This is a genomic window from Actinomadura verrucosospora (assembly GCF_039540335.1).
Classification (GTDB): Bacteria; Actinomycetota; Actinomycetes; order Streptosporangiales; family Streptosporangiaceae; genus Spirillospora; species Spirillospora verrucosospora.
Genome location: NZ_BAABEV010000047.1, coordinates 37,324 through 53,037 on the forward strand (window position 1 = coordinate 37,324; position 15,714 = coordinate 53,037).

Consider the following 15,714-nt stretch of genomic DNA (forward strand, 5'->3'; position numbering starts at 1 on the left):
ACCGCGGAGGAGGAGTGAGCGTGCGGGTCACTGTGATCGGCTGTTCCGGCAGTTTCCCAGGGCCGGACAGCCCCGCGTCCAGCTATCTGGTCGAGGCGGACGGCTTCTCCATGCTCGTCGACATCGGCAACGGCGCGATCGGGAGCCTCCAGCGCTTCCACGGCCTGCTGGACATCGACGCCATCTGCATCTCGCACCTGCATCCCGACCACTGCCTCGACCTCACCGTCTACTGGATCGCGCGGACGTACTGCCCGGACGGCCCGGCGCCGCGCATCCCGGTGTACGGCCCCCGCGACACCGCGGACCACATGATCAAGGCGTACGAGCTGGAACCGAACCCGGAGATGACCGCCACCTTCGACTTCCGTCCGCTGGAGCCGGGGCCGGTGCCCATCGGCCCGTTCACGGTCACCACCGCGCTGATGAACCACCCGGTCGAGGCGTACGGCCTGCGGATCGAGCACGGCGGCAGCGTCATGACCTACTCCGGCGACACCGGCCACAGCGACGACCTGGTCCGGCTGGCCCGCGACTCCGACCTGTTCCTGTGCGAGGCGGGGTTCGCCGACCGCCCGGACCTGCCGCCGGACATGCACCTGACGGGACGGGAGGCCGGCGAGCACGCCGAGCGGGCCGGGGTCGGGCGGCTGGTCCTGACGCACCTGCTGCCGTGGAACGACCCGTCCGAGACGCTCTCCGAGGCGAAGGCCAGCGGGTTCCGCGGCCCGGTCGAGCTGGCCGAGGTCGGCGCCGTCTACGAGTTCTGAGGGGCCGCCGCTTCCGGGGGCCGTCCGCTTCCGGGGCCCGCCGCGGTGAGTGCGGCGTCACCGGCGGTAGGCCGGGTCCGGCGGGGGCCCGCCCGCTAGGGTGGGCGCATGGCTCGCCCCGATGATCGTGCACCCGACCGGCTCCGTCCCGTCCGCATCCAGCGCGGATGGCTCGACCACGCGGAAGGGTCGGTGCTCGTCGAGTTCGGCGCGACCCGGGTGCTGTGCGCCGCGTCCGTGCAGGACTCGGTGCCCCGCTGGCGGCGCGACAGCGGCCTCGGCTGGGTCACCGCCGAGTACGCGATGCTGCCGCGCGCGACGAACACCCGCAACGACCGCGAGTCCGTCAAGGGCCGGATCGGCGGGCGCACCCACGAGATCTCCCGGCTGATCGGCCGGTCGATCCGGGCGTGCCTGGACCTCAAGGCGCTCGGCGAGAACACCGTCCAGCTCGACTGCGACGTCCTGCAGGCCGACGGCGGCACCCGCACCGCCGCGATCACCGGCGCCTACGTCGCGCTGGCCGACGCGGTGAGCTGGATGCGCGAGCGCCGCCTGCTCCGGGGGGACCCGCTCATCACCTCGGTCTCGGCGGTCAGCGTCGGCGTCGTGGACGGCGAGCCCCGCCTCGATCTCTGCTACGAAGAGGACTCGGCCGCCGGGACCGACATGAACGTCGTCTGCACCGGCGACGGCCGGTTCGTCGAGGTGCAGGGCACCGCCGAGGGCGCCCCGTTCGACCGGGCGGAGCTGGACGAGCTGCTCGACCTCGGCGCCGCCGGCTGCGCCGAGCTGACCCGCATCCAGAACGAGGCCCTCGGCCGATGAGCCGGATCGTCCTCGCCACCCGCAACCAGGGCAAGGTCGCCGAGCTGCACCGGATCCTCGGCGACCTCGACGTCGTCGGCCTCGACGCCTTCCCCGGCGCCCCCGACGTGCCCGAGACCGAGCTGACCTTCGAGGGCAACGCGCTGCTGAAGGCCCGCGCGATCGCCGCGTTCACCGGGCTGCCCGCCGTCGCCGACGACTCCGGCCTGTGCGTGGACGCGCTGAACGGCATGCCCGGCGTGCTGTCGGCCCGCTGGTCGGGACGGTTCGGCGCCGGCGACCAGGACGCCGCCAACCTGCGGCTCGTCCTCGACCAGCTCGCCGACGTGGCCGACGACCGGCGCGGCGGCTCGTTCGTGTGCGCGGCCGCACTGGTCGTCCCGGGCGGCGCCGAGCACTGCGTCGAGGGCCGGATGCACGGCACCGTCATCCGGGAGCCGCGCGGCGCCGGCGGCTTCGGCTACGACCCGATCTTCCTTCCGGAGGGCGGGACCCGCACGACCGCGGAGCTGGCGCCCGCCGAGAAGGACGCGATCAGCCATCGCGGCCGCGCCTTCCGCGCGCTCGCCGAGATCGTCCCCGACGCCCTCCGGGCCGCCGGCCTGGCCTGACCCCCGCCCGCGGGGGCGGTCAGCCGCAGCGCAGGCGGACGAAGGTGCCGTCCCAGCCGGCGCGCAGCTCCATCAGGTCGACCAGGAGGCGGACGGTCCACAGGCCGAAGCCGCGCTGGAGGGCGGAGTCGGGCGGGATGAAGCCGGTCAGCGGGTCGGGCCCGGGGCGCCAGAAGCCGTGGTCGCCGATCTCGCAGACGAGGTCGGCGCCGTCCTGCCACGTCCAGAGCCCGATCGGCGGAGTGCCGTGCTGGAGCGCGTTCGCGGCGACCTCGTTGGCGGCGGTGACGAGGTTCTGCGCCTTCTGCTTGGCCAGGCCGTGCCTGAGGGCGCGCTCGCCGACGAACCTGCGCAGCGCGTGCAGGTCGTCGCCGTCGATGGAGAAGTACTCGGCGCCGGCCGGGCGGTCGGAGCGGAGCCGGCCGTCGCAACTGGACCCGAACCTCACCGGGTCGATGTAGTCGCCGTTCTCGCCGTCGTGGTCCGGGGCGAGCAGCAGGGGATGGGTGCGGCGCGCCTCGTCGAGGATGCGGGGCGGCAGCTCCTCGGCGTCGTAGGGGCACAGGGCCCGCGCTCCCGAGTCGCCGAAGACCACGTTGATGAGGGACTCGTACCGGACCCATTCGAGCGTCTGGCGCTCGTCCCACCCGTGCCAGAGCGGCTCGGCGAGCGCGCAGACGGTGCGCGGGGCGCTCTGCTTCACGATGGTCTGGTAGTCGCGCAGCGTGTGGACGGGGTGCTTGTAGAAGCCGGCGGAGTCGAAGTAGGTGACCGCGTCGCCGTGCGGGGCGAGGACGTCCCGCAGGGCGGTCAGGTTGGGCTCGCAGGCGACGGCGATCACGACCTGGCCGCGCTGGACGCCCGATTCGAGGTAGGGCACGGTGACGGACAGGAAGTCCTCGGTGCCCCGGTACATGAACGCCTTGTGCTCCAGTGCCATCAGGCGATGCCCTCCGTCTCCGCGAGCCGCCGCCCGCGGGCGAGGCCGGGCAGCCGGTGCCAGCCGACCATGTCGATGACGCTCTCGACGTCGGGCGACAGGTGGTCGAGGATCAGCGCGGCGTCGGCGGGCAGCCGGGTGGCGTGCTTGGCCAGCAGGTGCAGCCCGCCGAGGTCGATGAACCCGAGCCGGGACAGGTCGAGGTGGACGCTGCGTCCGGGCCGCAGCCGGCGGAGCTGCTCGGCGAACACCGAGTGCCGCGCGGCGTCCAGCTCGCCCTCGACGCGGAGCCCGTCGGGCTCGAACGTGCGCACGATCTTCAGTATCCCGTCGTCGAATTCGGGGTTCACTTCCACGAGGACCTCGTGTGTGTCGCGGAGGGCGGCGAGCGCGGCGGGCGGACACGAGCGCCGGTCGACCTGGCAGATGGCCATCGCCATGGTGCTCGGCGAGACGGTGTCGCCGACGCGGTGCTCGCAGCCGAGCATCGGGCCGAGGTCGGGCCCGCCGGGCCCGTTCAGCAGCCAGCTGTGGTCGGTGGTGAGGCGCACGGCGCGGAAGCCCTGCCCGAACGCGGCGCCGAGCTCGCGGGCGACGGTGTCGGCCATCCGGGCCGGTTCGAACGAGCCGCGGCGGTCGAGGCACGCCTCCCGCGGCGGGATGACCCGCAGCTGGCCCGACCTGACGAGGGCGTCCACGTCGATCGGCCGCCCCGGGCCGAGGCCGGGCAGCCGCTCGACCGGGACGTCGGTGACGTACACGACCTTCTCGGTGGTCTCCAGACCCTCCCGGACGAAGGGCCCGATGACGCGGTCGCGCTCCTCCTGACTGCTGTAGGCCAGCCAGCCGTGATCTCCGGGACGGAGTTCGCTTACGGGGCGTTCGGCGAACCAGGATGTGTCCATGGCCTGCCCATCGGTGTGAGGCGGATCTGTTCAGCGTACGCCGGTCCGGTGCCTTTGGAAGCCCAACGCATGGAGTTCCTCACGCTCCGTCCGAGCCGCCGCGGCCGCCTCGCCGGTTCGCCGTGGTCGCGCCCGGCAGGGCGATGAGCAGCCGCACGGCGGTCCCGTTCCGGCCCGTCCGGATCTGGACGAAGGAGCACAGCAGGCGCACCGCCCACAGCCCGAACCCGTCGCCGGGCGGACCGCCGTCCGGCTTCGGCGGGACGAGGCCGAACCCGCCGCCCGGCTCCCACCGCCCCCCGTCGGTGACCTCGCAGACCAGGGCGGCGGCGCCAGGCGAGGCGTCGGTCCACATGCGCAGGACGACGGGCGGCTCGCCGTGCCGGAACGCGTTCGTGACCACCTCGGTGACCGCGACCAGGAGCCGCTGCCTCTCGCCGTCCGGCAGCGGTGTGCGCCGCGCGAAGTCGGTGACCCACACGCGGAGCCAGTACAGGTCGGGGCGCTCGATCTCCAGGGTCTCGGCGCCGTCCGGCGGCGGGGGCAGCGCCTCGCCGTCGCACCGGGCGCAGTACGCCGCGGGGCTCAGGAAGCCGGGGTTGGGGAGGGCCCGCGCGCCGCGCACGGTCTCGGGGTGCGTCCTGCGCCCGGCCGCGACGACGGACGCGGGGAGCGACGCCGCGTAGGGGCACATGATCGCGGCGCCGGTGCCGCGGAACGCCTCGTTCAGCACGGCCTCGGTCCGCTGCCACTCGACGACCTCCAGCGGCGGCCGCGTCGCCCAGACGGGCTCGCCGAGGACGCGCAGCCGGCGTCCGCGCCGCGCGGTCTCGAAGGCGTCGCCCACGCAGTCCGCCAGCGTGCGGGACGGGTGCGCGTACCAGGCGGCGGCCTCGGTGAACTCGACGCCCGCCGCGGCGGGTCCGAGGGCGTCGCGCAGCAGCGCCTCGCGGCCGGGCCCGCAGACCGCGAGGACGCGGTCGCCCGCGTCGAGGCCGGCGCGCAGGAACGGCACCGCGCCGCCGAGGAACTCCTCCGCCCCGGAGAAGGGCAGCAGGCGGTGCGTGAATCCGGCGCCCGGGGAGCCGGGGCTCCCGGGGGCGGCGCTCACGAGGGGACCGCCAGACGTGTGGTCATGATGTCACCGGCTGCGCGTGGCGAAAGGACGCGGCCAGCCTAGGACGCCCGCCCCCGCGGCGCCGGGATTCTCTGCCCGATTCGTCCGAAGTGTCGTCCGCAACCCCGCCGCGGGCATGTCCGCTACCGGGGTCAGCGCGTCCGGGGGCGGCGGGGAGGACCGTGGACGGCGGCGCGGAAGCCCGGGGAGAGGTACCGGATTAATTCATCGGGCGGCATCGAGGCGACGGGTTCCACCGCGAGGACGTAGCGGGCGAAGATCAGCCCGGAGAGCTGGACGCCCAGCGCCCCGGCCCGCGCGGTCGCGTCGGGGCCGCCCAGATGGTCGGCGATGCGGCCGACGATCTCGCGTTCGACCAGGTCGCGCACCAGCCGGCTCAGGTCCGGGTCCTGGACGGCGGCGCGCACCATGAGCAGCAGCTGCTTGCCGTTCTCCGGGTCGTCCCACGCGGTGACCAGCGCGCGCAGGACGCGTTCGGGCAGCTCGGCGGGGTCGCCGGGCAGCGCGCCCGCCAGCACCTCGGGCGGGTTGGCGACCAGCCCGAGCACCGCGCCGAACAGGCCCTTCTTCGAGCCGAAGAAGTAGCTGATCAGCGCGGCGTCCACGCCCGCCTCGGCGGCGAGGGACCGCATCGTGACCGGCCCGTACCCGTCGGCCAGGAACCGCCTGCGGGCGACCGCGAGGATCTCCTCGCGGGTGTCGGGGCCGCCGCGCCGCCGCCCCCGCCCGCCCCCGGATTTATTCATCAAGGTTGAAATATAGTGCGTGCCGGGGCCACCGTCGAGGTATGAACACCACGAAGCAGGGGCCGGGCGCCGTCCACCGAGCGGTGCTGCCGGCCGTGATGCTGTCCCTCGCCACGGTGGTGTCGGCCGTGGCCTCCCTCAACACGGCGGTGCCCTCCATCGCCCGCGACACCCGCGCCGGCCTCACCGAGCTGTCGTGGATCATCGACGCCTACGCGCTGGTCTTCGCGGCCCTGCTGCTGCTCGGCGGCGCCGTCGGCGACCGCTACGGGCGGCGCCGCGCGCTCACCGCCGGGCTCCTCGTGTTCGGCGCGGGCTCGGCCGCGGCGGCGCTGGGCGGCGACCCGGAATGGCTGATCGCGATGCGCGGCGTGCTCGGCGTCGGCGCGGCCCTGGTCATGCCGGCGACGCTGTCCACGATCACCTCGACGTTCCCGGCCGCCGAGCGCACCCGCGCGGTCGGCGCCTGGGCGGGCGTCGCCGGGGCCAGCGCCATCTTCGGCCTCCTGGTGTCGGGGACCCTGCTGGAGTTCTGGACCTGGCGTTCGGTGTTCTGGATGAACGTGGTGCTCGCCGCGGTCGCCCTGGTCACGACGCTCGCGTTCGTCCCCGAGTCGGCCGAGCCGGACGCGCCGCGCCTCGACGTGACCGGCGCGCTGATCACCGTGGCCGGTCTCGGCGCCGGCGTCTACTCGATCATCGAGGCGCCGACGCACGGCTGGGCCTCCGCGCGGACGCTGCTCGGCCTCGCCGCCGCCCTCGTCGTCCTCGCCGGGTTCGTGGGGTGGGAGCTGAAGCGGCCGAACCCGCTGCTCGACCCGCGGCTGTTCCGCATCCGGGCGTTCTCGGCCGGCTCCCTCACCGTCACCGTGCAGTTCTTCGCCTTCTTCGGCTTCGTCTTCATCATCCTGCAGTACCTGCAGCTGGTGAAGGGCGACAGCGCCCTCGTGGGCGCGCTCAGCCTCGTGCCCATGGCGCTCGCGATGATGCCGTCCGCGCGGGTCGCCGCGCCGAAGCTGGCCGCGAGGCTCGGCCCGCGCCGCGTCATCACGGCCGGCCTGCTCCTGGTCGGCGTCGGGATGCTGGTCTTCTCGCTGCTGGACGAGGACAGCACCTACTGGCTGCTGCTCGCGGGCCTCGTCCCGTTCGGCGCCGGCATGGGCCTCGCCATGACCCCGTCCACGGCCGCGATCACCGACGCGCTGCCCGCCGAGAAGCAGGGCGTGGGGTCGGCGATGAACGACCTGGCCCGGGAGCTCGGCGGCGCGCTCGGCATCGCCGTCCTCGGCAGCCTCCTGCAGTCGGCCTACCGCGCGAACCTCGACCTCGGGAACCTGCCGGGCCCGGCCGCCGAGCAGGCGAGGACGTCGGTCGCGGCGGCGGTGCGGCTCGGCCCGCAGGCCGCCGAGCACGCGCGGACGGCCTTCAGCGACGGCCTCCAGACGGCGTTCCTCACCGCGTCGGTCGCGCTCGCCGTCACCGCGGTCGTCGTCGCCGCCCTGTACCGCACGCCCCGCCGGGAGGCGGCGGAATCCGTCCCCGCGCCCGCCGATCAGGACGCTAAGCTGAACGCGCCCTCAGAGGGAAGCCCGAACGGGAGCCCGGACGAGGGCGCGGGCGGGCGTGGCGAAATCAGGTATACGCGGCAGGTTTAGGTCCTGTTGGTGGTGACACCGTGGGGGTTCGAATCCCCCCGCCCGCACCGGTCTCACCCCGGCCCACCCCGGCCCGCGCCGAGCGCGGGCCGGCGCGGTGCCTACAGGCCGAGGTCGCGGCGCAGGCGCTCCACGTGCCCCGTCGCCTTCACGTTGTAGTACGCCTTCTCGATCCGGCCGTCGGCGTCGATGACGAACGTCGACCGGATGACCCCGACGACGGCCTTGCCGTACAGCTTCTTCTCCCCGTAGGCGCCGTAGGCCTGCAGGACCTCCGCGTCCGGGTCGGACAGGAGCGGGAACGTGAGCCCCTCCTTGTCCCGGAACTTGGCGAGCTTGGCCGGCTTGTCGGGGGAGACGCCGACGACGGCGACGCCCGCGGCCTCCAGCTCGGGCAGGCTTCCCTCGAAGTCGACCGACTCCTTGGTGCAGCCGGGGGTCATGGCCGCCGGGTAGAAGTAGAGGATCACGCGCTTGCCGCGCAGCGAGGCCAGCGACACCGCGGTCTCGTCGGCGTCGGGTAGCTCGAAATCGGGGGCGACGTCGCCCGGCTGCAGCCGCTCGGACACCCTGTCCCGCCTTTCGCTCGGATGGTGGGTCCAACGGTACCGGCTGGGGTGCGGCGGGCATCCGGCGGGAAGACCTGCAAGACTGTGCGGATCACGCTCGGCTCGTCACGGTTCCGGCCCGCGCGAGTACGCCCGACACGATAAGGACACGGCATGGCTGACAAGAGCCGCGACCCGGAGGCGCTGGAACGGGAGATAGAGCGCAGCCGGCGGCAACTGGCCCGCACCATCGACGAGCTCGCCGACCGGGTCAGCCCGAGGAACGTCGCGCACCGGGGCGCGGAGCGGCTGAAGGAGGAGGCCGACCAGGTCGCCAAGGCCCTCGGCGCGATGGTGCGCCCCTCCGAGGACGACGACGGCGAGGGTCCTCAGATCGACCGGCGGCTGGTGTTCGCCGGAGTCGGCGCGGCGGTCATCGTGACCGCCCTCGTCCTGCGGCGCCGCAGGCGCAGGAGGCGCTGAGCCCCGTCCCCGAGGCGCCGGTCCGCGGTCCGCGGCCGGCGCTTCCGCGTTTCCGGGCGGGGCCCGGGCGCGGCGGGGCGCCGCCGGAATGCTGCGGGGCGGCTGCGTTCCACTGCCGGGCGGAGCGGGCGAGCAGCTCGGCGACGCCGCGCAGCCGGTCGAGCTCGTCCCGGCACTGCGGGCAGCCGCCCAGGTGCGCCGACAGCGCGTCCGCCTCGGCGCCGGCGAGCCGTCCGATGGCGTAGACGCCGAGCCCGGTCCGGTACGCCCCGCATTCCGTTCCTCCCACGTCCCGGAGTACGGGCGCGGCGGCCCGGCCGTTCAGCGGGGGCCGGGTCAGCCGAGGTCGGGGGCCGTCGCGGTGAACCTGGCCTCGACGGTGGCGCGGACGATCTGCGTCTCCGGCTCCAGGTCGATCGGCTCGGGCTCCTCGGCCGCGCCGCCCGGCGCGCGCCCGTAGGCCGCGGCGAGCGCGACGGGCCCGCCGGAGCCGCCGTCGCGGCCGAGCCCCTCGTCCGACAGCTCCACCAGCCCGGTGAGCCGGGCCCCGAGCGCCTCGGCGTAGCCGCGGGCGCGCTCGACGGCCTCGTTCGCCGCCTGCCGCGCGGCCCGCCGGTACACCTCGCTGTCGTGCCGCAGCTCCCACTGCGGCCCGGTGACGTAGGTGCGCTCCAGGTCGCCGAGCCGGGCGACCAGCTCGCCCAGCACCGCGAAGTCGCTGACCGTGATCTTGATCCAGACGGTGCCGCGGTAGGCGCGGATGTCGCCCTCGCGCCGCCGGTACTTCAGCAGCGGCGTGATCGACAGGCCGCCCGTCTCCAGCTTCTCCACGGCCTCGCCGTAGGACTTGACCAGGTCGAGGCACTGCTGGTTCCGCTCGGTGAGCCGGTCGAGGGCCGCGCGCCGGTCGGACTCCTGCGACTCGACGTGCACCGACAGGCGCGCGATCTCCGGCTCGGCCTCCAGCACCGCCTCGCCGCGGACACTGATCATGGGAGCGTCGCTCATGCCCCCAACCTAGACGGTCGGGGGGCGGCGCTCACAGGAACGTGCGGCCCTCGCCCCGGTAGGTGGGGACGGTGCGGACGTGCCGGCCGTCCTCGATGAGGTGCAGCGCGTCGAACCGTTCGCACAGCTCCCCGGCCTTGGTGTGGCGGAACCAGACGCGGTCGCCCACCGACAGCAGGTCGGCGGCGCGTCCGAGCAGCGGCGTCTGCACCTCGCCCGCGCCCTCCTCGCCGCTGTAGGACAGGCCCGTCGGCAGGTAGGGCTGGGGGAGGCGGACGGCGTCGGCCGGCCCGGACGCCAGGTAGCCGCCGCCGAGGCACGTGACGACGCCGGGCGCGGGGCGCCGGACGACGGGCAGCGCGAACAGCGCGGCGGGCCGTCCGGCGAAGTTGGAGTACTGGTCGAACAGGTGCGGCTGGTAGAGGCCGGAGCCGGCCGCGACCTCGGTGACGGCGCGCTCGGCCGCCGTCGTCTCGACGCTGCCGGTGCCGCCGCCGTTGACGAACTCCAGGTCGGTCAGCTCCCGGACGGCCCGGACGATCGCCGCGCGGCGCCGGGCCAGCTCCGCCCGGGACTGCCGCTGCATGGCGCGGATGACGCGGCCCCGCGCGGGCCGGCCGGGCGGCACGTCCCCGACGCCCGCGATCTGCGACTCGTAGGCCATCAGCCCGACGAGGTCGAGCGAGGGCCGCTTGAGGACCAGTTCGGCGAAGGCCCGGACGTCGGCGGCGGTGTGCAGCGGGGAGCGCAGCGCGCCGATCCGCACCCGGCCGCCGAGCGTGCGGTACGAGGCGTCGATGTCGACGCAGACCCGCACGCGCTGGTCGCCCGCGGCGGACTCGATCAGCTCGAGGTGCTCGGGGGAGTCGACCATCAGCGTGACGGCGCGGGCCGCGCGGGGGTCGGCGGCGAGCGCGGCGATCGCGGTGCGGTCGGCCGTGGGGTAGGCGACGAGGATGTCGTCGCTGACGCCCTCGGCGGCCAGCCAGAGCGCCTCGGGGAGGGTGAACGCCATGACCCCGGCGAAGCCCTCCATCGCGAGGACGTCCTCCAGGAGGGCCCGGCAGCGCACCGACTTGCTGGCGACGCGGATGGGCTTGCCGGCGGCGCGGCGCACGAGGTCGGCGGCGTTGGCGCGGAAGGCCGCGAGGTCGACGACGGCGAACGGCGCCTCCAGCCCGGCGGTCGCGGCGTCATAGCGGTCCCGGAGGTTCATGCTCGTCACGATGCCACACTACCGGGGGAATGTGAAAAGATCTCACGTCCCGGTGCGCGGATGGGCGGCGAAGAAGCTCCACAGCATCGGGCTCGCCTCCTTCGGCCACTGGTGCCGCCCGCCCTCGATCCTGCAGAACGTCACGGCGACGCCGCGCTCGCCCTTGCCCGTGCTCTCGCACCGGGTGTCGCCGCTGAGCGCCTTCACCCGCTCGCGCGGCTGGGGCAGCCCTCCGACCTTGCGCCAGAAGTCCACCGCGTCCGAGACGGGCGGGAACGGGCGCTTGTCGTTGAAGTCGCGGTCGCCGCCCCCGTTGAAGGGGACGTTCCCGTCCGCCGTCCCGTGGAAGATCATCGCCGACACCGGGCGGCCCGGGTCGCACCTGGTCACCAGCGCGCCCTCGACCACCCCGATCGCCGCGACCTTGCCCGGCTTCTCGCAGGCCATCCGGTACGCCATCCCGGCGCCGTTGGAGAAGCCGGTGACGTAGACGCGCTTCGGGTCGGCCAGCCCGGCGCCGGTGAGCTTGTCGATGAGCTTGCCGAGGAACCCGACGTCGTCGACCTTCCCGATCTTCGCCGCGCCGCAGCAGTCGCCCGCGTTCCACGTGGTCATGAACCCGTCGGGGTAGGCGACGAGGAAGCCGTGCTCGTCCGACAGCTTGTCGAAGCCGGTCAGGTCCCGCATCTTCGCCATGGTCGCCAGGCCGCCGTGCAGGGCGATGACCAGCGCGGGCCTGTCGGCCGGCCTGCCGTCCTTCCATTTCCCGTCCGCGACCTTGGACGGGACGTGCAGCAGGTACTCGCGGTGCCCGACCGTCCCCACGTCGAGCTTCTGCTTGTGCGTCCCCTCCGAGGTGGGGACGCCGTCGACGGTCGCGGGGCGACGACCGCCCTTCCCGCCCTCGCCGCCCTTCCCGCCGGTCTTGTCGGTGCAGCCCGCCAGGGCCAGGGTGACCGCCAGCGCCACGAGCGCGATTCGCCGCATGCGGGCAAAGGTAACCCCAAGGCGGGGCTTCAAACTACTCACGGGTAGACAAGGCCGGCGGCGTCCGGCCGGGCCGACCGGCCGGTACGGCGGCGGGACGGGGACGCCGCCGCGTAAGCTCGGGAGGGACCCGTCGTGAGCTGGCGCTTCCCGCGCCGAGGCAAGAATGAGACCCGTGAGCGAACCCGTGAACGAGTACGTGCTGACCCTGTCCTGCCCCGACCGGCCCGGCATCGTGGCCGCCGTCTCGGGGCTGCTGGCCGAGCGCGGGTGCAACATCGTCGAGAGCCAGCAGTTCGGCGACGGCGAGACCGGCACCTTCTTCATGCGGGTGCAGTTCGCGGCGCTCGCCGACACCGACCCCGACGAGCTGCGCGGCGCCTTCGCGTCCCTGGTGCCCGAGCTCGGGCTGGAGTGGCGGCTGCACCCGCTGGCCGAGCGCCCGCGCGTGCTGATCATGGTGTCGAAGGGCGGGCACTGCCTCAACGACCTGCTGTACCGGACGCGGTCCGGGCTGCTCGACATCGACATCGTCGCGGTGGCGTCCAACCATCCCGACCTGCGGCCGCTCACCCAGTCGTACGGGATCGACTACCACCACCTGCCGGTCGGGCCGGGAGGAAAGGCCGCGCAGGAGGCCGAGATCCTGACGCTGGTCGAGCACTACCGCGCCGACCTCGTCGTCCTCGCCCGGTACATGCAGATCCTGTCCGACGACTTCTGCGCCAAGCTGCCCGGCGCGATCATCAACATCCACCACTCGTTCCTGCCGAGCTTCAAGGGCGCCCGCCCCTACCACCAGGCGCACGCGCGCGGCGTCAAGCTGATCGGCGCGACCGCGCACTACGTCACCGCCGACCTGGACGAGGGGCCGATCATCGAGCAGGAGGTCGCGCGCGTCGACCACACCCACAGCCCGGAGGAGCTGGTGGCCGTGGGACGCGACGTGGAGTGCCTCGCGCTCGCCCGCGCCGTCCGCTGGCACGCCGAGCACCGCGTGCTGCTCAACGGAGACCGGACGGTCGTCTTCCGCTGACCTGCGGGTTCCCGGCCGATGAACGCGTGAGATGTCGGCATGGCGTGTTTCACTCCGCGTGACTTTCGCGCACCATGGGTGACGAAGCCGTAGGTGCCGAGGCTCACGGGGGGTGGCCATGGCCGAGACGCTGGTCAAGGAGCTGATCGAGGAGGCGCAGGGCAGGCGGCTGGCGCGCCGGCTCGCCGTCCGCGAGCTGCGGCCCCGCCGCGCGCTCGCCGGGCTCGCCGCGGCGCTGCTGGTGACCGCGTTCGGCGGGACGGCCGCGATCGAGCTGCTCGCCGGGGCGCTCGGCTCGGCCGTCCACCCGGTGCCGGGCGTCGCCCCGGTGGTGGAGGCACTGCGGCGGCACGCGTGGAACCATCCGGACGTGCTGGCGGCGTCGGGCGCGGTGGCCGCTCTCGGGGCGGCCTTCATCTGGTCCGCGCTGCCCGGGCAGCTGCGCGGGGTGCCGCTGGCGGGCGCCGATCCGCGGCTGGCGGGCGTCATCGGCCGCGCCGCGCTGCGCCGCACGCTCGCGGCCGCGGCGATGGAGGTGCCCGGCATCGAGCGCGCCCGCGTCCGGGGCCTCGGGTTCTTCCGCCGGGGCCTGCTCGTGCGGGCCGCCACCCACTACCGCAACCCGGCGAACCTCGCCGACCTCGTCCACGACGCGGTCGACGCGCGCCTGGACCGGATCGAGCCGATGCGCCGGCCGCCGGTCGACGTCCGCCTCGGCTGGCGGAAGGACTGAGGTGCCGGCGGGAGGGCCGCCCACGCACGCGGGAGGTCCGGCAGTGCTGCGCAACGACCGACGGTGCCGACGGAAGGACTGACGATGAGGATCGCGATCGCGGTGACCGGGGCCGTGCTGCTGCTGGCCGGCGCGGCCGGCCTCGCCCTCGGCCTCGGCGCCTTCGACGCGTTCGGCGCCCTGTCGGGGCGGCCGCTGCTCGACCCCGCGCTGGCGCGCTTCGCCCGCGAGACCGGCTGGTTCCTGCCCTCCGCGGCGGGCGCCGCGGAGGTGCTCGCGCTCGCCGGGCAGCTGTGGCTGGTCATGCAGGTGCGGGCCGTCGTCCACCAGCGGTGGCCCGACCTCGACCCCGAGACCCGCGCCCGGGCCCGCGCCGCCGCCGACGTCCTGCACCGGGACGCGCGCGGGCTGCCCGGCGTCCAGGACGCCCGCGCCCGCCTCACCGGGACGGCCGACCGGCCGCGCCTGCGGCTGAACGTGGCCTGCGCGGGCGACGCCCTCGTGAGCGAGGTGTACGGGGAACTGGGCGCGGGCCCGGTCGAGCGGTACCGCCGCGCGGTCGGCATGCCCGACCTCCCGGTGGTGATCCGCTTCTGGCCCGAGGCCGAGCGGCCCCGCAGGCGCCCGCGCGGGCGCCGTCCGCAGCCCGAGTCCGCCTGAGCCGGCCGCCCGGCGCCGGAGCGGGGACGCGCGACGCCGGGCGGCCGGGCCTCTCAGGCGGGTGCGCCGCCGGGTGCGGGGAGCGGTTCCTTCCGCGAACCGGAGGGCTCGGCGGCCGGACCGTGGTCGTCCAGCAGGGTGTCCTCGTTGAACGGGTCCTCGCCGGACAGGACGCCGCGGGCCCGCTCGGCGTCGAACTCCTTCGTCCACGTGCCGATGACCACGGTGGCGACGGCGTTTCCCGCGAAGTTCGTCAGCGCGCGGGCCTCGGACATGAACCGGTCGATGCCGACGATGAACCCCACCCCGTCGACGAGCGCGGGCTTGTGCGACTGGAGGCCGCCCGCGAGGGTGGCGAGCCCGGCGCCGGTGACGCCCGCCGCGCCCTTCGACGCGACGATCATGAAGAGCAGCAGCGGGATCTGCGCGCCGACCGACATCGGCTGGTCCTGCGCGGACGCGATGAACAGCGTCGCCATCGTCAGGTAGATCGCGGTGCCGTCCAGGTTGAAGGAGTACCCGGTCGGCACGGTGATGCCGACGACCGGGCGGCTCACCCCGAGGTGCTCCATCTTCGCGATCAGCCGGGGCAGCGCCGACTCCGACGAGGACGTCGACAGGATCAGCAGGAACTCGCGGGCGAGGTAGCGCAGCAGGGCGAACACGCTGATCCGGCTGACCGCCCACAGCACCGCGCCGAGCACCGCGAACACGAACACCGCGCACGTCGCGTAGAAGCCCAGCATGATCACGGCGAGGCTCTTCAGCGCGTCCCAGCCGCTCGACCCGACCACCGCCGCGATCGCGCCGAACGCCCCCACCGGCGCCGCCCACATGATCATCCAGAGGATCCGGAACACCAGCCGCTGCAGGTGCTCGACGCCCCGCAGGATCGGCGCGCCCGCCGGGCCGATCCCCTGGAGCGCGAACCCGGTGAGCAGCGCGACGAGCAGCGCCTGCAGCACCTGCCCCTCCGTCAGCGCCGACACCAGCGTGTCCGGGATGATCCCGAGCAGGAAGTCGGTGGTGCCCTCGCCGCCCTCGGCCTGCGACTTCGCCTCGGCGACGGACGACGGGTCCAGGTGCAGCCCGGAGCCCGGGTGCAGCAGGTTCCCCACCACCAGCCCGATGGCCAGGGCCAGCGTCGACATCACCAGGAAGTAGGCGATGGTGACCAGGCCGATCCGGCCGACCTCGGCCGCCTTCGCGACCGAGCCGATGCCGAGGACGATGGTGCAGAAGATGATCGGCGAGATCATCATCTTGATCAGGTTGACGAAGGCGGTGCCGATCGGCTTCAGTTCCTGCGCGAAGTCCGGCGCGGCCAGGCCGACCACGGCCCCCGCCACCACGGCGGCGACGACGGCGAGGTACAGGTAGTGGACGCGGTCGCGCGCCGGCTGGGAGGCGGACGGGGCCACGGGGGACCTCCTCGGCTCAGGACCCCGGC

At 74.3% G+C, this 15,714-nt stretch carries 18 protein-coding genes and 1 tRNA gene; 9 read left to right on the plus strand and 10 right to left on the minus strand.

Features of this window, described 5'->3' with window-relative positions:
* Window positions 1–20: 20 nt before the first annotated feature.
* The 3 genes from ABD944_RS34895 to rdgB all read left to right on the plus strand — a co-directional run bounded on the left by ABD944_RS34895 (window position 21) and on the right by rdgB (window position 2,209).
* Window positions 21–770 carry an MBL fold metallo-hydrolase gene (locus tag ABD944_RS34895; protein ID WP_345184186.1) on the plus strand — a complete coding sequence of 250 codons (750 nt, stop codon included), beginning with the start codon at window positions 21–23 and terminating at the stop codon, window positions 768–770.
* Between the two features lie 108 nt (window positions 771–878).
* The gene (gene rph, locus ABD944_RS34900; RefSeq protein ID WP_345184188.1) at window positions 879–1,598 is read left to right on the plus strand and encodes a ribonuclease PH; all 720 of its coding nucleotides are present in this window, start codon (window positions 879–881) and stop codon (window positions 1,596–1,598) included.
* Window positions 1,595–2,209 (plus strand): RdgB/HAM1 family non-canonical purine NTP pyrophosphatase, encoded by a 615-nt coding sequence (gene rdgB / locus ABD944_RS34905; RefSeq protein WP_345184190.1) that lies wholly within the window; start codon window positions 1,595–1,597, stop codon window positions 2,207–2,209. The genes rph and rdgB overlap by 4 nt, the downstream gene beginning before the upstream one ends.
* A 19-nt stretch (window positions 2,210–2,228) precedes the next feature.
* Here rdgB and ABD944_RS34910 read toward each other — a convergent pair whose 3' ends face one another.
* The 4 genes from ABD944_RS34910 to ABD944_RS34925 form a co-directional block, all read right to left on the minus strand.
* On the minus strand, window positions 2,229–3,149 hold the full coding sequence (locus ABD944_RS34910) for an anti-sigma factor RsbA family regulatory protein (protein WP_345184192.1): 921 nt from the start codon (window positions 3,147–3,149) through the stop codon (window positions 2,229–2,231).
* Window positions 3,149–4,054, minus strand: a complete 906-nt coding sequence (locus tag ABD944_RS34915) for an MEDS domain-containing protein (protein ID WP_345184195.1) — start codon at window positions 4,052–4,054, stop codon at window positions 3,149–3,151. The genes ABD944_RS34910 and ABD944_RS34915 overlap by 1 nt, the downstream gene beginning before the upstream one ends.
* A 79-nt stretch (window positions 4,055–4,133) precedes the next feature.
* A complete protein-coding gene (locus tag ABD944_RS34920; protein WP_345184197.1) occupies window positions 4,134–5,165 on the minus strand; it encodes an anti-sigma factor RsbA family regulatory protein in 1,032 nt (343 codons plus the stop codon).
* A 158-nt stretch (window positions 5,166–5,323) separates the two neighbouring features.
* Window positions 5,324–5,938 carry a TetR/AcrR family transcriptional regulator gene (locus tag ABD944_RS34925; protein WP_345184199.1) on the minus strand — a complete coding sequence of 205 codons (615 nt, stop codon included), beginning with the start codon at window positions 5,936–5,938 and terminating at the stop codon, window positions 5,324–5,326.
* A 41-nt stretch (window positions 5,939–5,979) separates the two neighbouring features.
* On the opposite strand from ABD944_RS34925, the gene ABD944_RS34930 reads away from it, so the two are divergent.
* Window positions 5,980–7,593: an MFS transporter gene (locus ABD944_RS34930; RefSeq protein WP_345184201.1), complete on the plus strand. Its 1,614-nt coding sequence runs from the start codon at window positions 5,980–5,982 to the stop codon at window positions 7,591–7,593.
* A tRNA-Leu gene (locus ABD944_RS34935) sits at window positions 7,556–7,640 on the plus strand. The genes ABD944_RS34930 and ABD944_RS34935 overlap by 38 nt, the downstream gene beginning before the upstream one ends.
* A gap of 54 nt (window positions 7,641–7,694) precedes the next feature.
* Here the strand turns inward: ABD944_RS34935 and bcp are convergent.
* A complete protein-coding gene (bcp, locus tag ABD944_RS34940) occupies window positions 7,695–8,162 on the minus strand; it encodes a thioredoxin-dependent thiol peroxidase (protein ID WP_345184203.1) in 468 nt (155 codons plus the stop codon).
* Between the two features lie 153 nt (window positions 8,163–8,315).
* On the opposite strand from bcp, the gene ABD944_RS34945 reads away from it, so the two are divergent.
* On the plus strand, window positions 8,316–8,624 hold the full coding sequence (locus tag ABD944_RS34945) for a DUF3618 domain-containing protein (RefSeq protein WP_345184205.1): 309 nt from the start codon (window positions 8,316–8,318) through the stop codon (window positions 8,622–8,624).
* Here ABD944_RS34945 and ABD944_RS34950 read toward each other — a convergent pair.
* From ABD944_RS34950 to ABD944_RS34965, 4 genes are read right to left on the minus strand one after another with little or no spacing between them, the layout of a single operon-like run.
* Complete coding sequence (locus tag ABD944_RS34950) at window positions 8,575–8,913, minus strand: anti-sigma factor family protein (protein ID WP_345184207.1); 339 nt, start codon at window positions 8,911–8,913, stop codon at window positions 8,575–8,577. The two genes, ABD944_RS34945 and ABD944_RS34950, sit on opposite strands and share 50 nt — an antisense overlap.
* 47 nt (window positions 8,914–8,960) lie before the next feature.
* Window positions 8,961–9,632, minus strand: a complete 672-nt coding sequence (locus ABD944_RS34955; RefSeq protein ID WP_345184209.1) for an SIMPL domain-containing protein — start codon at window positions 9,630–9,632, stop codon at window positions 8,961–8,963.
* A 31-nt stretch (window positions 9,633–9,663) separates the two neighbouring features.
* Window positions 9,664–10,848, minus strand: coding sequence for an amino acid deaminase/aldolase (locus ABD944_RS34960; RefSeq protein ID WP_345184264.1), 1,185 nt, complete (start codon window positions 10,846–10,848; stop codon window positions 9,664–9,666).
* Window positions 10,849–10,890: 42 nt separating this feature from the next.
* Complete coding sequence (locus ABD944_RS34965) at window positions 10,891–11,835, minus strand: CE1 family esterase (protein WP_345184211.1); 945 nt, start codon at window positions 11,833–11,835, stop codon at window positions 10,891–10,893.
* 166 nt (window positions 11,836–12,001) lie between these two features.
* On the opposite strand from ABD944_RS34965, the gene purU reads away from it, so the two are divergent.
* The 3 genes from purU to ABD944_RS34980 all read left to right on the plus strand — a co-directional run bounded on the left by purU (window position 12,002) and on the right by ABD944_RS34980 (window position 14,264).
* Window positions 12,002–12,871 carry a formyltetrahydrofolate deformylase gene (purU, locus tag ABD944_RS34970; RefSeq protein WP_425550324.1) on the plus strand — a complete coding sequence of 290 codons (870 nt, stop codon included), beginning with the start codon at window positions 12,002–12,004 and terminating at the stop codon, window positions 12,869–12,871.
* Window positions 12,872–12,989: 118 nt separating this feature from the next.
* On the plus strand, window positions 12,990–13,604 hold the full coding sequence (locus ABD944_RS34975; RefSeq protein ID WP_345184216.1) for a DUF6286 domain-containing protein: 615 nt from the start codon (window positions 12,990–12,992) through the stop codon (window positions 13,602–13,604).
* Window positions 13,605–13,688: 84 nt separating this feature from the next.
* Window positions 13,689–14,264 (plus strand): hypothetical protein, encoded by a 576-nt coding sequence (locus ABD944_RS34980; protein WP_345184219.1) that lies wholly within the window; start codon window positions 13,689–13,691, stop codon window positions 14,262–14,264.
* Between the two features lie 53 nt (window positions 14,265–14,317).
* Here ABD944_RS34980 and ABD944_RS34985 read toward each other — a convergent pair whose 3' ends face one another.
* Window positions 14,318–15,685: a cation:dicarboxylate symporter family transporter gene (locus ABD944_RS34985; RefSeq protein WP_345184221.1), complete on the minus strand. Its 1,368-nt coding sequence runs from the start codon at window positions 15,683–15,685 to the stop codon at window positions 14,318–14,320.
* Window positions 15,686–15,714: the final 29 nt, after the last annotated feature.

Bases quoted from the DNA above. Each gene is read 5' to 3' on its own strand.
- rph (WP_345184188.1), top strand. From the start codon at position 879: ATGGCTCGCCCCGATGATCGTGCACCCGACCGGCTCCGTCCCGTCCGC.
- rdgB (WP_345184190.1), top strand. From the start codon at position 1,595: ATGAGCCGGATCGTCCTCGCCACCCGCAACCAGGGCAAGGTCGCCGAG.
- ABD944_RS34910 (WP_345184192.1), bottom strand. From the start codon at position 3,149: ATGGCACTGGAGCACAAGGCGTTCATGTACCGGGGCACCGAGGACTTC.
- ABD944_RS34915 (WP_345184195.1), bottom strand. From the start codon at position 4,054: ATGGACACATCCTGGTTCGCCGAACGCCCCGTAAGCGAACTCCGTCCC.
- ABD944_RS34925 (WP_345184199.1), bottom strand. From the start codon at position 5,938: ATGAATAAATCCGGGGGCGGGCGGGGGCGGCGGCGCGGCGGCCCCGAC.
- ABD944_RS34930 (WP_345184201.1), top strand. From the start codon at position 5,980: ATGAACACCACGAAGCAGGGGCCGGGCGCCGTCCACCGAGCGGTGCTG.
- ABD944_RS34945 (WP_345184205.1), top strand. From the start codon at position 8,316: ATGGCTGACAAGAGCCGCGACCCGGAGGCGCTGGAACGGGAGATAGAG.
- ABD944_RS34955 (WP_345184209.1), bottom strand. From the start codon at position 9,632: ATGAGCGACGCTCCCATGATCAGTGTCCGCGGCGAGGCGGTGCTGGAG.
- ABD944_RS34960 (WP_345184264.1), bottom strand. From the start codon at position 10,848: ATGAACCTCCGGGACCGCTATGACGCCGCGACCGCCGGGCTGGAGGCG.
- ABD944_RS34965 (WP_345184211.1), bottom strand. From the start codon at position 11,835: ATGCGGCGAATCGCGCTCGTGGCGCTGGCGGTCACCCTGGCCCTGGCG.
- purU (WP_425550324.1), top strand. From the start codon at position 12,002: ATGAGACCCGTGAGCGAACCCGTGAACGAGTACGTGCTGACCCTGTCC.
- ABD944_RS34975 (WP_345184216.1), top strand. From the start codon at position 12,990: ATGGCCGAGACGCTGGTCAAGGAGCTGATCGAGGAGGCGCAGGGCAGG.
- ABD944_RS34980 (WP_345184219.1), top strand. From the start codon at position 13,689: ATGAGGATCGCGATCGCGGTGACCGGGGCCGTGCTGCTGCTGGCCGGC.